The organism is Agromyces sp. NSFZ (assembly GCF_056156205.1).
The window spans coordinates 962,075-981,952 of record NZ_CM149585.1 but is presented as its reverse complement, the minus strand read 5'-3'; the positions used below and the strand labels follow the sequence as shown (position 1 = coordinate 981,952).

Sequence of the window (19,878 nt, the reverse complement as noted above, 5' to 3'; positions counted from 1 at the left end):
GTTCGAGCGGATGCGGCATCCGACCTCACGAACGCGCGCGCTGCCTGGTCTTGAATGGTGAGAGGCGCGGCCACCGGATGCCCCGCCGCCGACCCGTGGGAGGAACCGTGCGCGAGGCCGAAGGACTGGGCGAACTGCTCGACGAGCGCAGGCACCTCATGAACCTCGCATTCCGCATGCTGGGCTCGTGGAACGATGCCGAGGACGTGGTGCAGCAGACCTACGTGCGCTGGTTCCAGCTCACCGAAACGGAGCGCGATGCGATCGAGCGGCCGCGGGCCTGGCTCACCACCGTCGCCTCGCGCATCTGCCTGAACATCCTCGATTCGGCTCGCGTGCGTCGCGAGCGCTACGTCGGCGAGTGGCTGCCCGAGCCGCTGCCGACGCGTTCGACGGATGCCGCGACCGCGTCGAGGCCCGCGGCGGACCCGCTCGACCGCATCACGCTCGACGACTCGGTGAGCATGGCGCTGCTCGTGGTGCTCGAGTCGCTCACGCCCGCCGAGCGCGTCGCCTTCGTGCTGCACGAGGTCTTCGGGGTGCCGTTCGCCGAGATCGCCGAGATCGTGGGCCGCTCCCCCGAGGCGACGCGCCAGCTCGCGTCGTCGGCGCGCCGGCACATCCGCGACCTGCGAGCGACGCCGACGGATGCCTCGGAGCATGTCCGGCTCGTGACCGCGTTCCGGCTCGCCTGCGAGAGCGGCGACCTCGACGCGCTCGTGGCCGTGCTCGACCCCGACGTCACCTCGGTGAGCGACGGCGGCGGCAAGGTGCGGGCGGCGCTGCGGCCGATCGTCGGCGCCGACAACGTGGCCCGGTTCATCCTCGGCGTCCTGCGGAAGGCGCCCGACCTCACGATCGACGAGGAGGAGGTCAACGGCGAACTCGGGTTCGTCGTGCGCGCCGCGGACGAGGTCGTCGGCACGGTCTCGCTCGGCACGAGCGACGGACGCATCCGCAACGTGTGGATGGTCATGAACCCCGAGAAACTGGCGGCCTGGAACCGGTGATCACCGATTCGGCGCGCTGCCTGCGGTAATGCCGCAGCGCCTTGTCACGCCCGCCGCACATCTCCATCGAGCACCATCGTCGGCTGCGGTTCTTGCTCGTGTCGACGAAGAGCCAGCCGCATCCGGGGCATTGCTTCAAGCGGTCGAGGCGGGGATCGGTCATGAGGTCGACGGCGGAACTCGCGAACGCGGCGCGCAGTGCGGGGCCGTCCCAGCGCTCGGGCCAGTCGCGGCGGAAGCCATCGGCGTCGGCGACGTAGCCGTGGCGCTCCAGCCCGCGGGCATGCTCCCGCGTGAGCTCCGCGAGCGTTCGCGGGTCGACGGATGCCGCCGCCACATGCGCCGCGAAGACACCGAAGATCACCTCGCGGAGCTCGATGAGGGCCCCCCGTTCGGCCTCGCCGAGCGGTCGTGCGAGTTCGAGTCCGAGGGAGGCCGCCCAGTTGCCGGCGGTGCGGCCGTCGGCAAGCCAGTCGCGACCGTCGTCGCGCCGGTCGGGCACGGAATTCGTGAGCTCGAGGCACAATGCGTTGGCAACGTGCTCGAAGACCACGCCCGAACCTCCTTCACCGGTGAACGCCTGTTGACAGGTTACACCCGCCCCGAGTAGTTTTACCAGTGAAACGCGAATGACTGGTGAGGTGATGATGGGCGCCGCCTTCCGTCGGCTCTGGTTCGGCGCCGGGGCGGCGAATCTCGGCGACGGGCTCGTGCTCACCGCCCTGCCGCTCATCGCGCTCATCGCGGGTGCGTCAGCCGGCGAGGTCGCGCTCGTGACGACGCTCATGACGCTCGCCTGGCCGGTCTTCGGCCTGCACGCCGGGTGGGTGGTCGACCGCCTCCCGGTGCCGCGGCTGCTCGTGCTCGCGAACACCGCACGCGCGATCGCCGTCGCGACGCTCGCGGTCGGCATCGCGCTCGACGGGCCGGTCGTGCCGCTCGTGTTCACGGCGGCCGTCGTCTACGGGTTCGGCGAGACGCTCGTCGACACCTCGCTCATCGCGGTCATCCCGGCGGTCGTGCCGCCGTCGCGGCTCACCGCGGCGAACGCGCGCATGGAGGCGACCGTCAACGTCGCGAACCAGCTGGCCGGGCCGCCCCTGGCGGGGTTGCTCGTCGGCATCTCGGCCGCGGTCGCCGCCACCACGGGCAGCGCACTGTACGCCGTCGCCGTGATCGCCGCGCTGCTGCTCGCGCGGCGGGTCCCGACCCGCATCCGCCCACCGGATGCACCGCCCGGGCGGGTGCGCGACGGGCTCGCGTTCCTCTGGCGGCATCCGCTGCAGCGCGACCTCACCCTGCTCACCGCGGCGATGAACCTCGTCTGGAGCGCGTGGGCCGCCGTGTTCGTCGTGCACGCGGTGGCACCGGGCCCGCTCGCGCTGACGCCCGCGGGATACGGCTGGCTGCTCACCGCGATGGCCGCGGGCGGGGTCGCGGCCTCCGTCGTGACGAACGCGCTGCAGCGCCGCCTGGGCTCGGGCGCCCTGCTCTTCGTCGACTGCCTGGGCACGGTGGCGCTCGTGCTCCCCGCCGCGCTCGGCGCCGACCTCTGGATCGTCGCCACCGGCCTGGTGATCGCCGGGGCGGGCTCGAGCGTGTGGCGCATCCTCGTCGCCGTGATCCGGCAGCAGGCGACTCCTCCCGAGTTGCTCGGCCGGGTCTATGCCGCCTCCCGCGTGATCAGCTGGGGTGCGCTGCCGCTCGGCTCGGCGCTCGCGGGGCTCGTCGCGGCGGTCGCCGGCGTCGGCGCGGCCCTCGCCGCCGCGAGCGCGATCGCGGTCATCGTCGCCGTGGCGTTCGTCCCGATGTGGGTCGCTCGGCTGCCCCGCCCGGAACCCGGGCCGGCCGACCAGTGAGGTCGGGCCGTCACCCGCGCAGCAGGGCCCGCAGCGTCTGGATCGTGTCGGCGTCTTCGGGCCGCTTGTCGTCGCGATACCGCTTGACGCGGGCGAAGCGCAGCGCGATGCCGCCCGGATAGCGGGTCGACCGCTGCACGCCGTCGATCGCGATCTCGACCACGGTCGTCGGCGCCACCCACACCGTGTTGGCCGTGCGGCGCACCTCGATCTGCGGGAAGTACTCGGTCTGCCACCGCAGCAGCTCGTCGGTGAGTCCCTTGAACGTCTTGCCGACCATCACGTAGCCGCCCGGCTCGCCGAACTCGCCCGTCGGGTCGAGGGCGCCGAGGTGGAGGTTCGAGAGCCAGCCCGTACGGCGGCCGGATCCCCACTCGCAGGCGAGCACCACGAGGTCGTAGGTGTGCACGGGCTTCACCTTGATCCAGCTCGACCCGCGCCGGCCCGCGGCATACGGCGAGTCGATCGCCTTCACGACGACGCCCTCCTGCCCGGCGGCGAGCGCCTCGCGCGACACCCGCTCGGCGACCTCGGGGTCGCGCGTGATCTCGCCCGGGACACGGTGGGCGGAGGCGATGCGCTCGAGTTCGCCGAGCCGCGTCGCGAGCGGCTCGTCGAGGAGGTCGCGGCCGTCGACGTGCAGCACGTCGAAGAACCACGGATGCAGCAGCGTCTCGCGTGCGGCATCCGCACCGAATCGCGACATCGTGTCCTGGAAGGGGCGCGGCGCGCCGTCTTCGTCGAGCGAGAGGGTCTCGCCGTCGAGGATGACGTCGCGCACCGGCATTCGTCGCACCACGTCGACGACCTCGGGCAGCCGGTGCGTGATGTCGGCGAGGTTGCGGGTGAAGACGCGCACCTCGTCGCCCGCCCGGTGCACCTGGATGCGCGCGCCGTCGAGCTTGTACTCGACGGATGCCTCACCCACGGCCTCGATCGCCGCGCTCGGCGTCGCGGCGGTGGCGGCGAGCATCGGCAGCACCGGCCGGCCCACGACGAGCCCGACGCCCTCGAGCTCGGCCTCGGTGCCGGTGAGCGCGAGACGCGCCGTCTCACCGAGGTCCCCCGAGAGCATGGCAGCCCGCCGCACGACCTCGCCCGTGCGACCCGCGGCCCTGGCGATGGCGTCGGTGACGACGCCCTCGAGCGCGCCGGTGCGCATCTCGCCGATCAGCACCCGACGGATGAACCCCTGCTCGCGCTCGGTGGCGCGTGCCGTGAGCTCGCGCAGCACCCGGGCCCGCTCGGTCGCGGAGCCCGCGCCGGCGGTGGCGGCCAACCGGTCGAGCAGGCCGTCGAGCTCGGCGACGGTGAGCATGGGCGCCGCGGCGTGCTCCCCCATCGCCCCGGCCACGCTCCGCCAGCCGACCCCGACCTTGCCCTGCCTCGGCTTGCCGACGAGGAAGCCAACGGCCGGCGCGATCTCGTCGGGTTCGAGGCGCGCGAGGAGCCCGGCGAGCGCATCGACCTTCGCCAGCCGCGAGCGCGTCGCGGTGACGGCGTCGGCCGTGGTCACGAGCTCGTCGAGCAGCACGAGGTCAGTCTGCCACCACCCCCCGACGTCGGGCCGGAGGGGCCGGCGGCGTCCTGCCACCGCCCGCCGATGTCCCGGTCGGCGGGCGGCGCAGCTCAGCGGATGCCGCCGCTCACCTCAGGTCGGAGGCCTGCGTGATGCGGCTGCGCCCGAACGCGAGCCAGATGCCGGCGATCGCGAGCCACGTCGGCATGACGCCGCCGGGCAGGCCGGGCACGCCGCTCACGATCACCGCGCCGAGGACGCCGATCCCGACGATCGCCGAGAACGTGCCGAGCACGCGCGAGACGCTGCGCTCCACCCAGGCCATCCATCCCAGTGCGCCGGCGACGGCCACGATGCCGAACCACGGCATCCAGGCGCCGAAGTCGTTGAGCATGTAGTAGACGAACTTGCCCTGCTCGTCGTAGTTGGACGCCTCCGGGCCGACGTAGTTGGCGAGCCCGCCGCGCCAGCCGTAGCCGAGGATCGCGGCGCCGGCCGTCGCGATCATGCCGCCGCTCGCAACCCGCGCCGCCGTCGACCGGGTGAACACGGTCTCGACGTGGCGGCGCCAGGCCGCCTGGAAGATGAGCAGGGCGACCATCGCGATGACCCCGGCGGCGAAGCCGTATCGAGCGAGGGTCGGGTCGAGCGTCTCCATGTCGGCGGGCGTCACGGTGTAGAACGACTGTCGCGCGACGGCCTCCAGCTCGGCGTCGGGTCGCAGGTCGGTGAACATGGTGCCGACGGAGCCGGCGACGCCGGCGAGCACCGCCCAGAGCGGCCAGGCACGGAAGCGGGTGGGACGCGCGGGGCCGGCGCCGTGGGAGGCAAGGGCCGGCGCGGCGGCGGAGCGGGCTGCGGAGGACATGGTCTCGCTTTCATTCGCGGGGACGCAGCGCGGGCTGCGCGGCCGCACGTCGCGGCACCGTCTCAGGCTCGACGGCCCGACGGCCCGAGCCACAGGTGCGGATGTCCTCGATCGACCCGGGACGCCAGCCGGGACACGACGCCCGGGCGGCCCCGAAGCGCCGGCCGGGAATCGCCGGCTCGCGGCATCCGGAACCGTCAGGCGCTCACGCCGATGCCGGCGTCGCGAGCCATGACGATGAGCCCGCTGCGGTCGGGCGCGCCGAGCTTCGTGATGATGCCGTACACGTAATTGCGCACGGTCTTGTTGGTGAGCACCAGGGTGCGCGCGATCGAGCCGTTGTCGAGGCCTCGCGCGATGAGTTCCAGCACCTCGGCCTCGCGTTCAGTCAGCTCGGGGAACGGCCGGGCCGGGCGTTCGGACGAGGACGCGGCGAGGAACGACACGGCGCGCGCCGCGACATCCGCGCCGAAGAGAGCCTCGCCGTCGGCCACCGCATGGATCGCCCGCTCCACCTCACGCGGCGACGCGACCTTGAGCAGGTAGCCGCGCGCGCCGGCCCGCATGGCCGCGAAGAGGGACTGGTCGTCGCCGAGCATGGTGAGCACGAGGACCGCGACCGACGGATGCCGCCGCACGATCGACCTCGTCGCGTCGATGCCCGACCCGCTTCCGAGGTCGAGGTCCATGAGCACCACGTCGGGAACGGCCCGGTCGACCAGGTGGATGGCCTCCTCGACGGATGCCGCGTCGCCGACGACCTCGACGCCGCCGAGCGTCTCGAGGAGCGACATGATGCCCCGCCGGAAGAGCGGATGGTCGTCGACGACCGCGACCGTGATGGTGCGTTCCTCGGTCATGCCGTCTCCCCCGTTCCCGCCCGGCGTCGTTCCACGCTAGCGCCTGCCTCGAGCCTCACGGTCCCGGCGTCCCGGTGGCCAGAGCCGCGTGTCCCGGCATCCGCGACGCGGGCCGGAGCGGCATCAGGGCGGTCACGCTCGTCCCCGTCGACCCCGAGGTCACCTCGAGCGTGCCACCGAGCTCCTCGGCGCGCTCCCGCATCGAGCGGAGCCCGACGCCGCGCGGTGCGCCGAGGTCGATCCCGGCGCCGTCGTCCGTGACGCGCACCTCGGCGGCATCGTCGTGCAGGGCGACCCCGATGTCGATCCGACGGGCACCGGCGTGCCGTGCGGCGTTGGCGAGGGCCTCGGCGGCGATGAAGTACATCGCGTCCTGCACTGCGACGGGCAGCACGGCCCCGACGTCCACGACGGTGGCCACCCGCAGATGCGACGAGCCGAACCGCGCGGCGAGCTCGTCGAGGGCCTCGGCGAGCGTGGCGCCGTCGAGCGGCGACGGGGTCACCTCGTCCGCCAGGTCGCGCACCGCCCGCACGCGGCGATTGAGGTCGTCGGCGAGTTCGCGGAGCACCCGCTCGGCCCGCTCGGGTTGGGCGGGAAGGAGGTTCTCGACCGCCGCGAGGCCGAATCCGATGCCGGCCAGCGACGGACCCAGCCCGTCGTGCAGCTCGCGACGCACCGCACGGCGCTCCGCGGCTCGCAGCGCGACCAGGTCGCCGCGCGCCTGCTCGAGCACGTGCCCCGCCTCCACCAGCTGCAGCGCCGCGGCGACGAGTCCGGAGATGTCGTCGAGGACTCGGAGCGTGCGCCGGTCGAGGCGCTGTCCGTCGCGCGGCCGCACGACGAACTCGCCGATCACCCGGTCGCCGGCGAGGAGCGGATGTCGCACCGGCGCGCCGTCGGCCCGGCCCGAGCCCGCCGCGAGCGCGGGCGTGACGGCCGAACGCACTTCGACGGCCCCGAGGCGGAGCACGCGCCGTAGCGCCTCGCACAGCCGTTGCAGCCCGGCGGCACCGGGCTCGAGGTCGCCGATGCGGTCGCCGAGTCGGGCGAGGAGCCGGGCGGGATCGGCGCCCTCGCCGTACACGAGCGCATCGATGCGCCCCTGGAGCCAGCGCCGCAGCGGCTGCACGGCGAGCGCGATGAGCACCGGCGCGACGAGCATCATGCCGCCGCCGCTCGGCACGAGCGCGGGAATGACGGCGACCACGAGCAGGTAGAGGAACACGCCGCTGACGGTGAGGAGCGCCCACAGGATGATCCGGCTGACGACGAGTTCGACGCCCCACAGCCGCTGTCCGAGCACGACGACGAGGATGGCGGCCGGGTAGAGCACCTGCCCGAGCACGGGCGCGACCATGCCGAAGTCGACCACCCAGGACGGCAGCTCCACGCCGTCGGGCACAACGAGCGACAGGTAGGACGCGGTGAGGAAGGCGTGCCCGAGCGTGAGCCAGGCGATGCCGGCGCGCGTGCGCTGGGCCGTTCGCACCCAGCGCATCACGAGGATCACGCACGAGGCGATCGAGACGGCGACCGCGATGAACGACAGCAGCGTGTACACGTCGGAGACGACCGCCTGGTAGCCGGCCGCATCGATCGCGAGCGGATTCCGCGGCTCGGACACCGTCTGCTGGGTGAGGCTGAGCAGGAAGGCGACGGACGCCACGACGGCGCAGCCGGCGACGATGACACGCTGCCAGCGCGGCACGCGCTCGCGCGTGACGAGGAGCGGCAGCGCCGCCGTCATGAACGTGCCCGGCACGAAGCCCCAGCCCGCCGCGAACGCGAAGAACCCCCACGCCGGCAACCCGGGAACCTCCGCCCCGAGCAGGCCGTACTGCAGCCCGAACGCGGCCAGCCCCGAGCCGACGGCGTGCACGGCGAGGATGACCCCGACCGGATGCGGCCGGCGCGCGAGGATCAGCGCGCTGACCGGGCCGTACACGAGCGCCACGGCGACGCCGATGTCGTCGAAGCGCGACTGCATCGCGATCGGGGCCTGGGAGAGGAAGACCCCCGGCAGGGGCTCCGTCGGCAGGCCCGCCCGCCAGGCGATGGCGAGCGAGGCGATCGCGAACGCCCAGGACACCGCCCAGACGGCGTAGGCGGCCAGACGCCTCCCGAGGTGCCGCCGGCTCATCTCGGGATCACCGCCTCGAGCACGCGCAGGCCGCGAACCTGCTCGACGACGTGCACCTCGCCGCCGACGTCGCTCGCACGGCGCTCGACGACTTCGAGCATGCGGCCCGCGACCGCGGGCGCCGGGGCGTCGCCGTGGGCCCCGACCCGAACCGTGACCCGGTCGTCGGCGATGGCCACGTCGATGTCGATGCGGGTGACGAGTCCGGCTCGCCGATGTCCGAGCACCGCCTCGGCGACCAGCAGGTACACGGCGAGCTGCACGCGAGCCTCGAGCACGTCGGTGCCCGATGCGCGGAGCGAGACGGTCGTGCCGTCGCCGCCGAGCCGACGCGCCAGCTCGTCGAGCGCGGCGTCGAGGTCGCCCTCGTCGAGTGCCGCGGGCAGCAGGGTTCGGGCGAGCTGACGCACGTCGTCGGTTCGTTCGGCCAGCTGCTCCCGGAGTGCGGCGACCGCCGGCCGAGCCCCGTCCGACCCCGAGGCGATGAGGCGTTGCGCTGCCGCCATGCCGAAGCCGATGCCGGCGAGCGAGGGCGCCAGTTCGTCGCGGAGCTCACGGTGAAGCATCCGTCGTTCCTCACGGCGCACCCCGAGCATGCGCTGGCGGGTCTCGGCGACCTCCCGGTTGACGTCGGCGAGCAGCACGGCCACCGCGATGAGCCCCGCGATCTCCTGGAGGAGCGGCTGCACCGACTCGCGCAGCACTGTCGGGTCCTCGCTCGTGAGCTCGATCGTGCCCACGCCGCGGCCGCCCGCGTGCAGCTCTGCGGTGAGTCCCGTCGCCGTTGGTGAGCCCACCCGCACCGCGCCGCCGCCCGACGCGGGCACGATCTCGACCGAGGCGAGACCCCAGCCGGCACGCAGGGCTTCGGCGAGGTTCCGCAGTCCCGTGGCGGCATCGCGCGTGTCGGCCAGGTGCTCCCCGAGCCGGCCGAGCACGTCGCGCGCTCGCGGTGCATCCCCGAAGTACAGGCGCTCGGTGTGCCGGCGGACGAACCGGCTCACCGACGAGAAGGCGAGCGCGAGTGCACCCGCGGCGAACGCGCCGGCGAGCGCGGGCTCGAGGCCGACGAGCTCGGCGGCCTCGAAGACGATGAGGTAGAGGCTCACGGCCACGGCGATCGACTGCGCCCAGATGGTGCCGGTGGCGAGGCGGCGGTCGCTGCCGAGTGCCTCGCCGCCGAGGACGACGGCGAGGATCGCCGTGGGCAGCACGCCCTGGGCGAGCACGAACGCCGCGTCGCCGATCGTGGCGAACGGGGCGGGCAGGTCGGCCACGACCCGCGCGTAGCCGAGGACGAGCAGGACGCCACCGAGCCCCAGCCAGGCCAGCGCCCCGCGCTCGCGCGGTGATCCGCGACGCCACTCGCCGACGAGGTACGCCACGCCCGCGATGAAGAGCGCGATCGAGGCGTAGAACGTGGAGACGAGCACGGGCCGTGGCAGCGCACCGCCGAGCACCAGGATCGTCGAGATCGCGACATCCGCCGCGACCGTGGCCGAGCCGAACAGCACACCGACCCGCCAGATCCGACCGCGACGACGTGCCAGCAGCCACGGCAGTACGGCGAGCGCCGCGGTCTCGGCGGCCCGCGGCCAGATGAACGCGACGTCGAGGGTCGACTCGAGCACATCCCACCCGGCCGCCCGGGCGGCCAGGGCGAGCGCCAGCCACCCGCTGTTGATCGCGAGCGCTCCCAGGATGACGGCGATCACCGGATGTCGCCGCGTGATGACGATCCCGGCGACGGGCGCGTAGACGACGGCCGCCACGACGAGCCGCAGCAGCTCCTCCCACGAGCGCTCGGCGGCCGTCATGACCACCGCGGTGACCACGACCGGAAACCAGGCCAGCACCACGATGGCGACGCCAGCCCAGAACGCCGGCGTGCGCAGTGCCTGCTGCCCGGATCGCCGGGGCGGCAGCGCCGACGGCGCGGCCCCGGTGGCGTCCTGCATGGTCACGTGGTTCAGTATCGCCGGTCTCAGTCGGCGTAGTCGCCGTCGATCGACCACGTGATGCGGTACTGGTCACGGCTCGCCTCGATGTAGAAGGAGTGCCGGGGCGGGAACACCCCCGTGGAGATCTCGCCGTCGGCCGTCTCGGCGCGTCCGACCTCGCCGTAGCCCACCATCTCGTGTTCGTAGTACCGGTAGATCTCGGCCCGGCTGATGCCTTCGTCGGTGGCGTACCAGGCGACCTGGGTGACGTCGTTCTCCCACTCGGTCGTGCAGAGGACCGCCCACGACGGCACCTCTGGCCAGAGCTCGGGACGGATCTCGAGCTCGCCCTCGTGCAGCAGCATCGCGGTGCCCGGGAACTGCCGGAGGCATCGGGGGTCGACGGCCTCGGCGGTCGGCTCGGCGGTGAACTCGGGGAACGGGGTCGGCGTCGCGGTCTCGGTCGACGGCGGCGGCGTCTCGGTCGACGGCGGCAGCGCGATCCGCGCCGCGCATCCGCCGGAGCCGAGGGTCGCCGCGAGGAGCGCGGCCGCAAGGGCCGCTCGGGTTCGACGGCAGGGGCGATGCGAGCGGGTGATCTGGGTCGACGTGGTCATGGCGCTCCTCGAGAGGTGATCCCCTGCAGCCTGTCGTGCCCGAGATCCCGGCCTGCAGAGGCAGGCGTCCCGGATCTCGCCCCGAGCCGCGTGGGATGTCGGCCGCCGGACGTACCCTCGTCGCATGGATGACCGCGCCAGGGGTCGCGAACGACTCGACGAGCTCGCACCCGACCTGCTCGCGAGATCCGATGTCGCCTGGATGCGCATGTTCGGCACCGAGGGCCTCTCGGTGCGCGGCAAGGTCTTCGCGTTCGCCGCGCACGACGGATGCCTCGTCGCGAAGCTCCCCGCCGAGCGCATCGACGAACTCGGGCTCGACCACATGGTCATGCAGGGTCGCCCGATGCGCGAGTGGGCGCGCGTGCCCCTCAGCGACGATGCGGAGCGGTGGCGCGCGATCGCCGACGACGCGTTCGCGTTCGTCGACTCCATCACCCCGTAGTCCGATCGGTCCGTGCCGCTTGACAGCAGGGTCCCGGCATCGCAATATATTGCATGCTGCACGCACCGCTGACCAAAGGAGCACCATGGCCCTCGCCGACTTTCCCCGCCACCGGCTGACCTTCGGGCCGAGCCCCATCCACCCGGTCGATCGGCTCAGCGCCCATCTCGGCGGCGCCCGCGTCTGGATGAAGCGGGAGGACGTCAACTCCGGCCTCGCCTTCGGCGGGAACAAGACCCGCAAGCTCGAGTACCTCGTGCCCGACGCGCTCGCGAAGGGCGCCGACACGCTCGTCTCGATCGGCGGCGTGCAGTCGAACCACACCCGCCAGGTCGCCGCCGTCGCGGCGCACCTCGGCATGAAGGCCGTGCTCGTGCAGGAGCATTGGGTCGACTGGCCCGACGCGGTGAACGACCGGGTCGGCAACATCCTGCTCTCGCGGCTCATGGGCGCCGACGTGCGGCTCTCTCCCGCCGGGTTCGGCATCGGCTTCAAGGAGTCGTGGCGGCAGGCGATCGCCGACGTCGAGGAGGCCGGCGGTACGCCGTACCCGATCCCGGCCGGGGCATCCGATCACCCGCTCGGCGGCCTCGGCTTCGCGAACTGGGCGCACGAGGTGGCCGCGCAGGAGGCCGAGCTCGGCGTGTTCTTCGACACGATCGTGGTGTGCTCGGTCACGGGTTCGACGCACGCGGGCATGATCGCCGGGTTCGCCGACCTCGAGCACAACTTCGGCGGGCGGCCGCGCCGGGTGATCGGCATCGACGCGTCGGCGAAGCTCGACGAGACCCGCGACCAGGTGGCGCGCATCGCCCGCCGCACGGCGGAGTTCATCGGCGTCGGACGCGACCTGCGCGATGACGAGATCACGGTGCTCGAGGGCTGGGCGGGCGATCGCTACGGCATCCCGGTCGAGTCGACCGATGAGGCGATGCGGCTCACCGGCCGCCTCGAGGGCGTGATCCTCGACCCCGTCTACGAGGGCAAGTCGATGGCCGGACTCATCGACCTCGTCTCGGGCGGGGAGATCCCGACGGACTCGAACGTGCTCTACGCGCACCTCGGCGGGCAGCCGGCGATCAACGCCTACAGCGGTCGGTACCACTGAGCCGGATGCCCCGACGGCGCGCTGCCCCACCCGGGCCGGTTTCTTGGCAGAGTTGACGCATGCAGCGAACCGAGTGGGACGTCATCATCGTCGGCGGCGGCAGCGCGGGCCTCAGCGCCGCGCTGATGCTCGGCCGGTCGCGCCGTCGCGTGCTCGTGGTCGACGGGGGCGAACCGCGCAACCGCTTCTCCGCGCACATGCACGGCGTGCTCGGCCACGACCACTCCTCACCGCTCGACCTGCTCGCCGCCGGCCGCGCCGAGCTCACGCGCTACGACGACGTGGTGATCGAGTCGGGCACGGTCGTCTCGGCGGCCCCGCTCGACACCGACACCGACGCCATCGGCTTCGAGGTCGAGCTCGAGTCGGGCGAACGGCACACGGCGCGGCGGATGCTCCTGGCCACGGGCCTGCGCGACGAGCTGCCCGACATCCCCGGGCTCTCCGAGCAGTGGGGCCGCACCGCCGCCCTCTGCCCGTACTGCGACGGCTGGGAGGTGCGCGACCGTCGCATCGCCGTGATCGCCACCGACGCCGGGAACACCCATCAGGCGCAGCTCATGCGGCAGCTCTCGCCGCACGTCACGTTCTACTCGCAGGGCGCGAACCTCGCCCCCGCGGCGCGCACCGGGCTCGAGGCTCGCAGCGTCGCGATCGAGTCGCGCAGGGTCGTGGAGGTCGTCGGCGACGAGCAGGGCGGCCCAAGCGGCATCCGCCTCGACGACGGAACCGAGCAGGAGGCCGACGCGATCTTCGTGGCCCCGAAGCCGATGCCGAACGACCATCTGCTGCGCGAGCTGCGAGCACGCACGATCCGGCAGGACGGCGTGGACTGGGTGCTCGTCGACCCCTCCGGTCGCACCAACGTGCGCGGACTCTGGGCCGCAGGGAACATCGCCACCGCGCAGTCGTCGGTGCCCGTCGCGATGGCGGCAGGCAACCTCGCGGGCAGCGGCATCAACGGGGAGCTCGTCGAGGAGGACGTGCGCGAGGCGATCGCCGCGAGCGAGCTGGAGCAGGCCTGACGCCTAGCATCGAAGGGTGATCCCCACCGCCGTCGCCGCGCGGACCACGCCGGTCGTCGTACTCGACGCCGGCGACTGGCGCACCCGGGAGCTGGCGCATGCCGAGCGGGCCGAGGCGCTCACGGCCGGGCATCGCGAGCGAGCGACGCGGGGCGAGCAGCATCCGATCGAGGACTTCCTCTTCACCTATTACTCGTACTCGCCGAGCCTGTTACGGCGGTGGCATCCGGGCACCGACGTCGAGATGTCGGATGCCGCGGCCACGCCGCGCGCCGCCTGGCGCTGGTACGCGCCGGGTACGGCGCCCGGCTCGCTCGTCGTCGATCACGCCGCGATGGCACGTGAGAAAGCGCCGATGCTGCGCGGGATCGAGCGGATGCTGCGCCTCACCGCGTCGCGCCCCGGATCGTTCGGATGCTTCGGCCTGCACGAGTGGGCGATGGTGTACCGCCAGCGCGAGCACCGCCACCCGGTGCCCCTGCGGCTCGGCCAAGCGGCGACCGACGCGGTCGTCGAGGCGCACGAGCTGCGCTGCACCCACATCGACGCGTACCGGTTCTTCACCCCCGATGCCGCCCCCCGCAACCGCTTCGCCCCGACCCGCGAGACGCAGCCCGAGCTCGAGCAGCCCGGCTGCCTGCACGCCGGCATGGACGTCTACAAGTGGGCGGTGAAGCTGGGCCCGCTCGTGCCGGGCGACCTGCTGCTCGACGCGTTCGAGCTGGCCCGCGACATCCGGTACCTCGACATGCAGGCCTCGCCCTACGACATGGAAGCATGGGGCGGCGAGCCCGTGCGCATCGAGACGCCCGAGGGCAAGGCCGAGTATGTGCGCCGTCAGCGCGGGTTCACCGAGCGGTCGAACGCGCTGCGGCACCGAGTGCTCGACGCGGCCTTCGGTGCCTTGAGCGCCGCCGCTCCCGCTCGACCTCGGCGCGTCGCGAGCTGACGAGCGCAGCGGCGCCGGTCAGGCGGCCGGCACGGGCATCCGCCTGCGCAGGTTCACGACCACGACGGCCGCGACACCGAGCAGGAGGATGAGCGGCGCCCCGAGGTCGAGGGCCAGCTGCAGGTCGGTGGCCGTGGCGAGCGCCCCGAGCCCGAGGGCGGCGAGCGCCTGCACGAGGTAGCCGACCACGTAGGCCGCCGAGATGACGGCGGCGCGATGATGCGCCGGCGCGCTCGCGGTGACGAGTCCGAGACCGCCCGAGAACATGAGGCTGTACCCGGCGCCCGCGATGAGGGATGCCCCGATGAAGGCGGGCAGCGAGTGTGCGAGGCCGGCGACGACGAGCAGGCCCAGGCCGACGACGGCGAGGCCCGGGCCGATGGTGACCGCGAGACGGGGACGGATGCCGCGGCCGAGCACCGCGACGATGCCGATGGCGACCGCCGAGAGCGAGATGATCGCGCCGTCGACGAACGCATTGTCGGATCGCACGAGGTCGCGGGCGATCTGCGCCCCGAGGGCGAGGAAGAGCGCGCCCATGGCGTACGCGGCCGAGATCGAGAGGGTGCCGGCCGCGAACGCCGGGCGCTCGTCCTGCGGCATGCGCGGCAGCCGGGGCCGCCACGACCCTCCGGCCTCGTCGGCGGTGTGCCGCGGCAGGAACCAGGCGAACGCTCCGGTCGCGACCGTGACGCCCGCGAGCACCCAGAAGCTCAGGTGCAGCGGCTCGGCCGCGTACTGCACGAGGGCGCCGCACACGATCGTGGAGAGCGCGAGCCCTGTTGCGGTCGCCGCCGTGGTCACCGAGCTCGCCCGTCGGGCGCCGTTGCGGCCACCGAACTCGATCATCGCGGCGGTCGCCGGGCTGAGGGCGAGTCCCACGCCCGCGCCCATGAGCGCCCGCCCGGCGAAGACCCAGGCGAGGTCGGGGGCGAGGCCGAACACGACGGAGCCCGCCGCGAGCGCCGCGAGGCCGATGAGGATCACGGCACGCCGGCCGATGAAGTCCGAGAGGTTGCCGAAGACGATGAGCACGGGCACGAGAACGAGCGGGTACACCGCGAAGATCGCCGAGGTCACCGCCGGCGGGAGCTGCCATTCGGCGGCGTAGAGCGGATAGACCACGGTGGGTGCGCCGCTCGCCCAGAGGGCGACGCCGGCGACGGATGCCGCGGTCCAGAAGCTCGCACGTTCTGACAGGGACATGATGCTCGCCTTCCAGCAGCCTGAGTTGGTTGACCCAATCTAGCATGCTGAGTATGAATGTCAAACCCAGATGGTAGGATCCATCCATGACGGATACGGCGCACGTGACTGCGGATCGGTGTTCGATCGCGCGGAGCCTCGAGGTGCTCGGCCTCAAGTGGTCGCTCCTGATCGTGCGAGAGGCCTTCCGCGGCTGCACCCGGTTCGCCGAGTTCCGGTCCGAGCTCGGGGTCGCACCCGACGTGCTCACCGACCGCCTCGCTCGCCTCGTCGACGCGGGCATCCTGGCACGGCGCCCGTACCGCGAAGCCGGCGAGCGCGAGCGCGAGGAGTACGTGCTCACCGCTGCCGGCCGCGGCCTCCGGCCCGTGCTCGCGGCCATCTCCGCGTGGGGCGACGAGTACCGTCCCAGCGGGTTCGGCCCCGCCGCCGTCTACACCGACCGCGACACGGGCGACCCGCTGCGGCTCGCCTTCGTCGACGGTGACGGCGTCGAGCACGCACTCGATGAGGTCGTCGCCGTGCCCGGCCCCGGGGCGATCCCGTCCGAGTGACGAGCGTTCGATCCACGTCGAAAGGCTGGGCGAGCGGATGCCCCGTGGTGGAGGCTGATGCCGAGATGCCGCCGCGGCATCCGTCACCGAAGGGAGCAACCGATGTCGTTCCAGGCATACCTCGACAACATCGAGGCGAAGACCGGGCTCACGCCGAGGGAGTTCATCGAACTCGCCCGGGAGCGCGGCTTCGACGAGACGAGCAAGGCGACGCCGATCGCCACCTGGCTCAAGGAGGAGTACGGACTGGGACACGGGCACGCCATGGCACTCGTGCACGTCATCACGAAGGGTCCGCAGATCAGCCGCAAGCACGTCGGCACCGATGGCACGCACAGCGACCCCTCCGACACGCTGTGGCTCGACGGTGCGGCCACCAATCCCGCGAACGCCGCGAGCGCGTAGGCGCGGAGCGTCACCGTTCGTCGATGACCTGCTCGACGAGGCGCTCGAACGCACCCGGACCCACCGAGATGCTGCCCTCGTAGGGACGGTCCATGTCGGCCGTGACGAAGATCACGAGACCGATGAACAGCGCGAGCAGCCCGGCCATCAGGAGGTGCAGTCGGAGGTTCCGCACGTCCATGAACCCGATGAGCACCGCGTTGATGGCGGCCCCGACCCAGATGACGACCCAGAACAACGGAGGCAGCGCCAGGGTGGTCGCGTCGATTCGCGCCCGCCGCGCCTCGACGAACTCGTCGAACGACGCGAGGAGCTGCACGAACTGCGCCTGCTGCTGGGGGCTCTGCGGGTTGAAGCCGTGCATGAGCACTTCGAACCGCTCGGTCGCGGCCTCGCTCGCGTCGGGCAGGACGCCTGCCCGCTGCGCCGGCCAGTCCTGGTCGATCACGAGCTGCACGTACTCGTCGAGCGAGGCGCGCATCTCGTCCCCGACGTCGTCGGGCAGGCCCGACGTGGCCCGGTAGAGCACGCCCACCTCCGACGCCTCCTGCAGTGCGGCGGAATGCGCGTCGGCGTAGTTCTCGTAGACCGAGACGGCGACGAGCGCGAGGAGGATCCCGAAGAACAGTCCGAACGTGCCGATGATGTGGCCGAGCACGCGGTCCCACTGCTTGGGGTCCTCGACGAGTCGTGGCAGGACCGGTCGCAGCGCCAGCACGATCGCGCACGACACTGCGACGAAGAGGCCGACGAACAGCGGCAACGTGACGAGCACGTCGGCCCCGTAGAACCATTCCATGCGACCCCCTCGCCGGACTCGTCGATCAGCCTAGGGACGCGGCGCATCGCGCGCCATCGTTCGCGGCGACCGGATCTCCCGGGCTGGTCGCATCCGGCTGCGACCGCGACGGCTCAGCCCGTGAGCACCCGCACGGGCGCGCCGGCCGCGAAGGCGACGATGTCGGCCACGGCGTCGCCGTAGAACAGGCCGTAGTTCCTGCGCGTCACGTAGCCCATGTGCGGCGAACGCAACACGCGCGTACCGCCCGCGGCATCGGGACGCCTGAGCCAGTGGTCGGCGGGCAGCGGCTCCGTTTCGTAGACGTCCAGGCCGATGCCGGCGATCCAGCGCCCGGCGAGGGCCTGCAGCAGCGCGGCCTGCTGGATGATCGGCCCACGTGACGTGTTCACCAGCACGGCGTCGCGACGCATGCGACGCAGGTCGTCGGCGCCGATGAGGCTCCGCGTGGTCTCGCTCAGCACCAGATGGATCGTGACCACGTCGGCGCGCTCGAACAGCTCCGCCTTCGTCACGGCCGTGGCACCTGCCGCCGCGGCGCGTTCCTCGGTGAGGTTGGGGCTCCACGCGATGACGTCCATGCCGAACGCCCGGCCGATCGTCGCGACGCGCTGCCCGAGCCGGCCGAGTCCGATCACGCCGAGTGTCGAGCCCTCGAGATCGCCCGGCAGGTTCGTCTGCCAACCACCGGCGCGGACGACGCCGTCGTCGGATGCCACACCCCGGACGAGCCCGAGGATGAGTGCCCATGTGAGCTCCACGGTGGGCGCTGCGCCGCTTCGCGTGCCGCACACCGTAATGCCGAGTTCGTTGGCCGCGGCAAGGTCGATGGCGGCATTGCGCATCCCGGTGGTCACGAGCAACCTGAGTTCGGGGAGGCGGCCCAGCACCGCTCTCGGGAATGGCGTGCGCTCCCGCATCGCGACGACCACATCGAAGCCCGTGAGCGCGGCGACGACCTCGTCGTCGTCGCCGAGATGCGCTCGGAAGACCTCGATGTCAGCGTCGAGGACCGACCAGTCGGCGCAATCCAGCGAGACCCCCTGGTAGTCGTCGAGGATGGCGATGCGCACGTGGGCCCCTCTCGTCGACATCAGCGTATGGCACGCCTCGCACGCGCGATCGAACGTCGACCGCTCCTCGTGCGGCCATAGCCGAGGCCGGCCGGCCTGTTCTGGCGGTTACCGCTGCCGGACGGTACGGTTACGGGCCATGCGCATCGTGGTCATCGGCGGAACGGGCTTCATCGGTGCCCAGGTCGTGCAGTCGCTGCGATCGTCGGGACACGATCCCGTGACCGCTGCGCGGTCGACCGGGGTCGACGCGTTCACCGGTGAAGGACTCGCCGAGGCCCTCGCCGGAGCCGACGCGGTGATCGACGTCAGCGATTCGCCGACGAGGGATCCCGACGGCGTGCTGGCGTTCTTCACGACCTCGGCGCGGAATGTCGCCGCGGCGGAGCGGGCTGCTGGCGTCGGCCGTCACGTGCTGTTGTCGATCGTCGGCATCGACCGCGTGCCGAACAGCGCCTATTACCGCGCGAAGCTCGCGCAGGAGGCTGCCGCCCGAAGGGTCGGCGCGCCCACGGAGGTCATCGTGCTCCGCGCGACCCAGTTCGCCACCTTCGCACGGCAGATCGCCGACCGCGCGACGATCGACGGCCGCGCGGCGGTACCGCCCGTGCTCGTGCAGCCGGTCGCCCCGTCGGACGTCACGCCCGAGCTGGTGCGGCTCGTCCTCGAGGGTGCGCCCGCCGGCACGGTCGAGATCGCCGGACCCGAGGTCGTGGGACTCGACGACTTCATGCGTGGGACCCTGGCGATCCTCGGCGACGAGCGCGAGGTCGACACCGACGCGGCGTCGCGGCTCATGGGAACCGAAGGCGCGCCTGAGGGCGCGCTCCTCCCCGACCCGGCGTCGGGGCATCCGCTCACCGTCGGCCGACGCTGTTGGCGCGAGGTGCTCGTCGAGACGGCTGCGGCTGCGGCTGCGGCTGCGGCTGCGGATCAGGCTTCGTGACCGGGCCCGAGTTCGAGGGTCATGTAGACGCTGTTCGGATCGAGGCGGTAGTCGCCGAAGGGGCCGCACTCGCAGAAGCCGTACTTCGCGTAGAGGGTGCGTGCGGGCCGGAAGAACTCCTGCGAACCCGTCTCGAGGCTGATGCGGCGGTACCCGCGGCGGACGGACTCGGCGAGCACGTGCTCGAGCAGGCGAGCACCGAGGCCGCGCCCCCGCGCAGCAGCATCGGTGCGCATCGACTTCAACTCGCCGTGGGCCGGCTCGAGCTCCTTCAGGGCGACGCACCCGAGGAGCTGCTCACCCTCGGCGATGGTCCAGAACGTCACCTCGGGCACCGCGAGCCCTGACACGTCGAGCGCATGCACGCTCTCGGCCGGGGACGTGGCGAACATGTCGGTGAGGTGGTCGGTGAGGAGACGGATGACCCGCTCGTCGGCGAGGTCGCCCGGCTGGATGTCGGTCGCGGTCGTCACTCGACCATTCTGAACCGACGGATGTTTCCATCTCGTGAAGTCCCGGCACTCCGGCACTTCGGCACCTCGGCACTTCGGC

Annotated in this window: 20 protein-coding genes; 9 read left to right on the top strand and 11 right to left on the bottom strand. The window is 72.5% G+C overall.

Annotated features, from left to right (window positions below; translation table 11 throughout):
• The first annotated feature begins 107 nt into the window (after positions 1–107).
• Entirely contained in the window at positions 108–1,010 is a 903-nt protein-coding gene (gene sigJ, locus ACVFI9_RS04725) for an RNA polymerase sigma factor SigJ (RefSeq protein ID WP_474764892.1), read from the top strand.
• Here the strand turns inward: sigJ and ACVFI9_RS04720 are convergent.
• Entirely contained in the window at positions 973–1,563 is a 591-nt protein-coding gene (locus ACVFI9_RS04720; protein ID WP_474764891.1) for a CGNR zinc finger domain-containing protein, read from the bottom strand. The genes sigJ and ACVFI9_RS04720 overlap by 38 nt on opposite strands.
• Before the next feature lie 76 nt (positions 1,564–1,639).
• On the opposite strand from ACVFI9_RS04720, the gene ACVFI9_RS04715 reads away from it, so the two are divergent.
• Positions 1,640–2,869: an MFS transporter gene (locus ACVFI9_RS04715; RefSeq protein WP_474764890.1), complete on the top strand. Its 1,230-nt coding sequence runs from the start codon at positions 1,640–1,642 to the stop codon at positions 2,867–2,869.
• 10 nt (positions 2,870–2,879) lie between these two features.
• On the opposite strand, the gene ACVFI9_RS04710 is transcribed toward ACVFI9_RS04715, so the two are convergent.
• From ACVFI9_RS04710 to ACVFI9_RS04685, 6 genes are all read right to left on the bottom strand, one after another.
• Positions 2,880–4,403 (bottom strand): ATP-dependent DNA ligase, encoded by a 1,524-nt coding sequence (locus ACVFI9_RS04710; RefSeq protein ID WP_474764889.1) that lies wholly within the window; start codon positions 4,401–4,403, stop codon positions 2,880–2,882.
• A gap of 112 nt (positions 4,404–4,515) precedes the next feature.
• The gene (locus ACVFI9_RS04705; RefSeq protein ID WP_474764888.1) at positions 4,516–5,256 is read right to left on the bottom strand and encodes a hypothetical protein; all 741 of its coding nucleotides are present in this window, start codon (positions 5,254–5,256) and stop codon (positions 4,516–4,518) included.
• Between the two features lie 197 nt (positions 5,257–5,453).
• The gene (locus ACVFI9_RS04700) at positions 5,454–6,116 is read right to left on the bottom strand and encodes a response regulator (RefSeq protein WP_474764887.1); all 663 of its coding nucleotides are present in this window, start codon (positions 6,114–6,116) and stop codon (positions 5,454–5,456) included.
• A gap of 55 nt (positions 6,117–6,171) precedes the next feature.
• Complete coding sequence (locus ACVFI9_RS04695; protein ID WP_474764886.1) at positions 6,172–8,259, bottom strand: sensor histidine kinase; 2,088 nt, start codon at positions 8,257–8,259, stop codon at positions 6,172–6,174.
• Positions 8,256–10,217 carry a sensor histidine kinase gene (locus tag ACVFI9_RS04690; protein ID WP_474766372.1) on the bottom strand — a complete coding sequence of 654 codons (1,962 nt, stop codon included), beginning with the start codon at positions 10,215–10,217 and terminating at the stop codon, positions 8,256–8,258. The genes ACVFI9_RS04695 and ACVFI9_RS04690 overlap by 4 nt, the downstream gene beginning before the upstream one ends.
• A 26-nt stretch (positions 10,218–10,243) precedes the next feature.
• A complete protein-coding gene (locus tag ACVFI9_RS04685; protein WP_474764885.1) occupies positions 10,244–10,816 on the bottom strand; it encodes a hypothetical protein in 573 nt (190 codons plus the stop codon).
• Between the two features lie 124 nt (positions 10,817–10,940).
• Between ACVFI9_RS04685 and ACVFI9_RS04680 the strand changes: the two genes are divergently transcribed.
• From ACVFI9_RS04680 to ACVFI9_RS04665, 4 genes are all read left to right on the top strand, one after another.
• Positions 10,941–11,261, top strand: a complete 321-nt coding sequence (locus ACVFI9_RS04680) for a hypothetical protein (protein ID WP_474764884.1) — start codon at positions 10,941–10,943, stop codon at positions 11,259–11,261.
• Positions 11,262–11,346: 85 nt separating this feature from the next.
• On the top strand, positions 11,347–12,369 hold the full coding sequence (locus tag ACVFI9_RS04675; RefSeq protein WP_474764883.1) for a 1-aminocyclopropane-1-carboxylate deaminase: 1,023 nt from the start codon (positions 11,347–11,349) through the stop codon (positions 12,367–12,369).
• Positions 12,370–12,428: 59 nt separating this feature from the next.
• Positions 12,429–13,394 (top strand): NAD(P)/FAD-dependent oxidoreductase, encoded by a 966-nt coding sequence (locus ACVFI9_RS04670; RefSeq protein WP_474764882.1) that lies wholly within the window; start codon positions 12,429–12,431, stop codon positions 13,392–13,394.
• A 16-nt stretch (positions 13,395–13,410) separates the two neighbouring features.
• Complete coding sequence (locus tag ACVFI9_RS04665; protein ID WP_474764881.1) at positions 13,411–14,343, top strand: 3-methyladenine DNA glycosylase; 933 nt, start codon at positions 13,411–13,413, stop codon at positions 14,341–14,343.
• Positions 14,344–14,361: 18 nt separating this feature from the next.
• On the opposite strand, the gene ACVFI9_RS04660 is transcribed toward ACVFI9_RS04665, so the two are convergent.
• The gene (locus ACVFI9_RS04660) at positions 14,362–15,549 is read right to left on the bottom strand and encodes an MFS transporter (RefSeq protein WP_474764880.1); all 1,188 of its coding nucleotides are present in this window, start codon (positions 15,547–15,549) and stop codon (positions 14,362–14,364) included.
• Between the two features lie 86 nt (positions 15,550–15,635).
• Here ACVFI9_RS04660 and ACVFI9_RS04655 point away from each other — a divergent pair, with 86 nt between their 5' ends.
• A complete protein-coding gene (locus tag ACVFI9_RS04655) occupies positions 15,636–16,103 on the top strand; it encodes a winged helix-turn-helix transcriptional regulator (RefSeq protein WP_474764879.1) in 468 nt (155 codons plus the stop codon).
• Positions 16,104–16,205: 102 nt separating this feature from the next.
• Entirely contained in the window at positions 16,206–16,508 is a 303-nt protein-coding gene (locus ACVFI9_RS04650) for a DUF4287 domain-containing protein (RefSeq protein WP_474764878.1), read from the top strand.
• 10 nt (positions 16,509–16,518) lie between these two features.
• Here ACVFI9_RS04650 and ACVFI9_RS04645 read toward each other — a convergent pair whose 3' ends face one another.
• Positions 16,519–17,307, bottom strand: coding sequence for a bestrophin-like domain (locus ACVFI9_RS04645; protein ID WP_474764877.1), 789 nt, complete (start codon positions 17,305–17,307; stop codon positions 16,519–16,521).
• A gap of 113 nt (positions 17,308–17,420) precedes the next feature.
• Positions 17,421–18,401, bottom strand: a complete 981-nt coding sequence (locus tag ACVFI9_RS04640; protein ID WP_474764876.1) for a D-2-hydroxyacid dehydrogenase family protein — start codon at positions 18,399–18,401, stop codon at positions 17,421–17,423.
• Positions 18,402–18,519: 118 nt separating this feature from the next.
• Here ACVFI9_RS04640 and ACVFI9_RS04635 point away from each other — a divergent pair, with 118 nt between their 5' ends.
• Complete coding sequence (locus ACVFI9_RS04635; protein ID WP_474764875.1) at positions 18,520–19,326, top strand: SDR family oxidoreductase; 807 nt, start codon at positions 18,520–18,522, stop codon at positions 19,324–19,326.
• Here the strand turns inward: ACVFI9_RS04635 and ACVFI9_RS04630 are convergent.
• Entirely contained in the window at positions 19,314–19,799 is a 486-nt protein-coding gene (locus ACVFI9_RS04630; protein ID WP_474764874.1) for a GNAT family N-acetyltransferase, read from the bottom strand. The genes ACVFI9_RS04635 and ACVFI9_RS04630 overlap by 13 nt on opposite strands.
• Positions 19,800–19,878: the final 79 nt, after the last annotated feature.

Coding starts and splice junctions, on each gene's coding strand:
- ACVFI9_RS04715 (WP_474764890.1), top strand. CDS start 1,640: ATGACTGGTGAGGTGATGATGGGCGCCGCCTTCCGTCGGCTCTGGTTC.
- ACVFI9_RS04705 (WP_474764888.1), bottom strand. CDS start 5,256: ATGTCCTCCGCAGCCCGCTCCGCCGCCGCGCCGGCCCTTGCCTCCCAC.
- ACVFI9_RS04700 (WP_474764887.1), bottom strand. CDS start 6,116: ATGACCGAGGAACGCACCATCACGGTCGCGGTCGTCGACGACCATCCG.
- ACVFI9_RS04695 (WP_474764886.1), bottom strand. CDS start 8,259: ATGAGCCGGCGGCACCTCGGGAGGCGTCTGGCCGCCTACGCCGTCTGG.
- ACVFI9_RS04690 (WP_474766372.1), bottom strand. CDS start 10,217: ATGCAGGACGCCACCGGGGCCGCGCCGTCGGCGCTGCCGCCCCGGCGA.
- ACVFI9_RS04685 (WP_474764885.1), bottom strand. CDS start 10,816: ATGACCACGTCGACCCAGATCACCCGCTCGCATCGCCCCTGCCGTCGA.
- ACVFI9_RS04680 (WP_474764884.1), top strand. CDS start 10,941: ATGGATGACCGCGCCAGGGGTCGCGAACGACTCGACGAGCTCGCACCC.
- ACVFI9_RS04675 (WP_474764883.1), top strand. CDS start 11,347: ATGGCCCTCGCCGACTTTCCCCGCCACCGGCTGACCTTCGGGCCGAGC.
- ACVFI9_RS04670 (WP_474764882.1), top strand. CDS start 12,429: ATGCAGCGAACCGAGTGGGACGTCATCATCGTCGGCGGCGGCAGCGCG.
- ACVFI9_RS04660 (WP_474764880.1), bottom strand. CDS start 15,549: ATGTCCCTGTCAGAACGTGCGAGCTTCTGGACCGCGGCATCCGTCGCC.
- ACVFI9_RS04655 (WP_474764879.1), top strand. CDS start 15,636: ATGACGGATACGGCGCACGTGACTGCGGATCGGTGTTCGATCGCGCGG.
- ACVFI9_RS04650 (WP_474764878.1), top strand. CDS start 16,206: ATGTCGTTCCAGGCATACCTCGACAACATCGAGGCGAAGACCGGGCTC.
- ACVFI9_RS04645 (WP_474764877.1), bottom strand. CDS start 17,307: ATGGAATGGTTCTACGGGGCCGACGTGCTCGTCACGTTGCCGCTGTTC.
- ACVFI9_RS04640 (WP_474764876.1), bottom strand. CDS start 18,401: ATGTCGACGAGAGGGGCCCACGTGCGCATCGCCATCCTCGACGACTAC.
- ACVFI9_RS04635 (WP_474764875.1), top strand. CDS start 18,520: ATGCGCATCGTGGTCATCGGCGGAACGGGCTTCATCGGTGCCCAGGTC.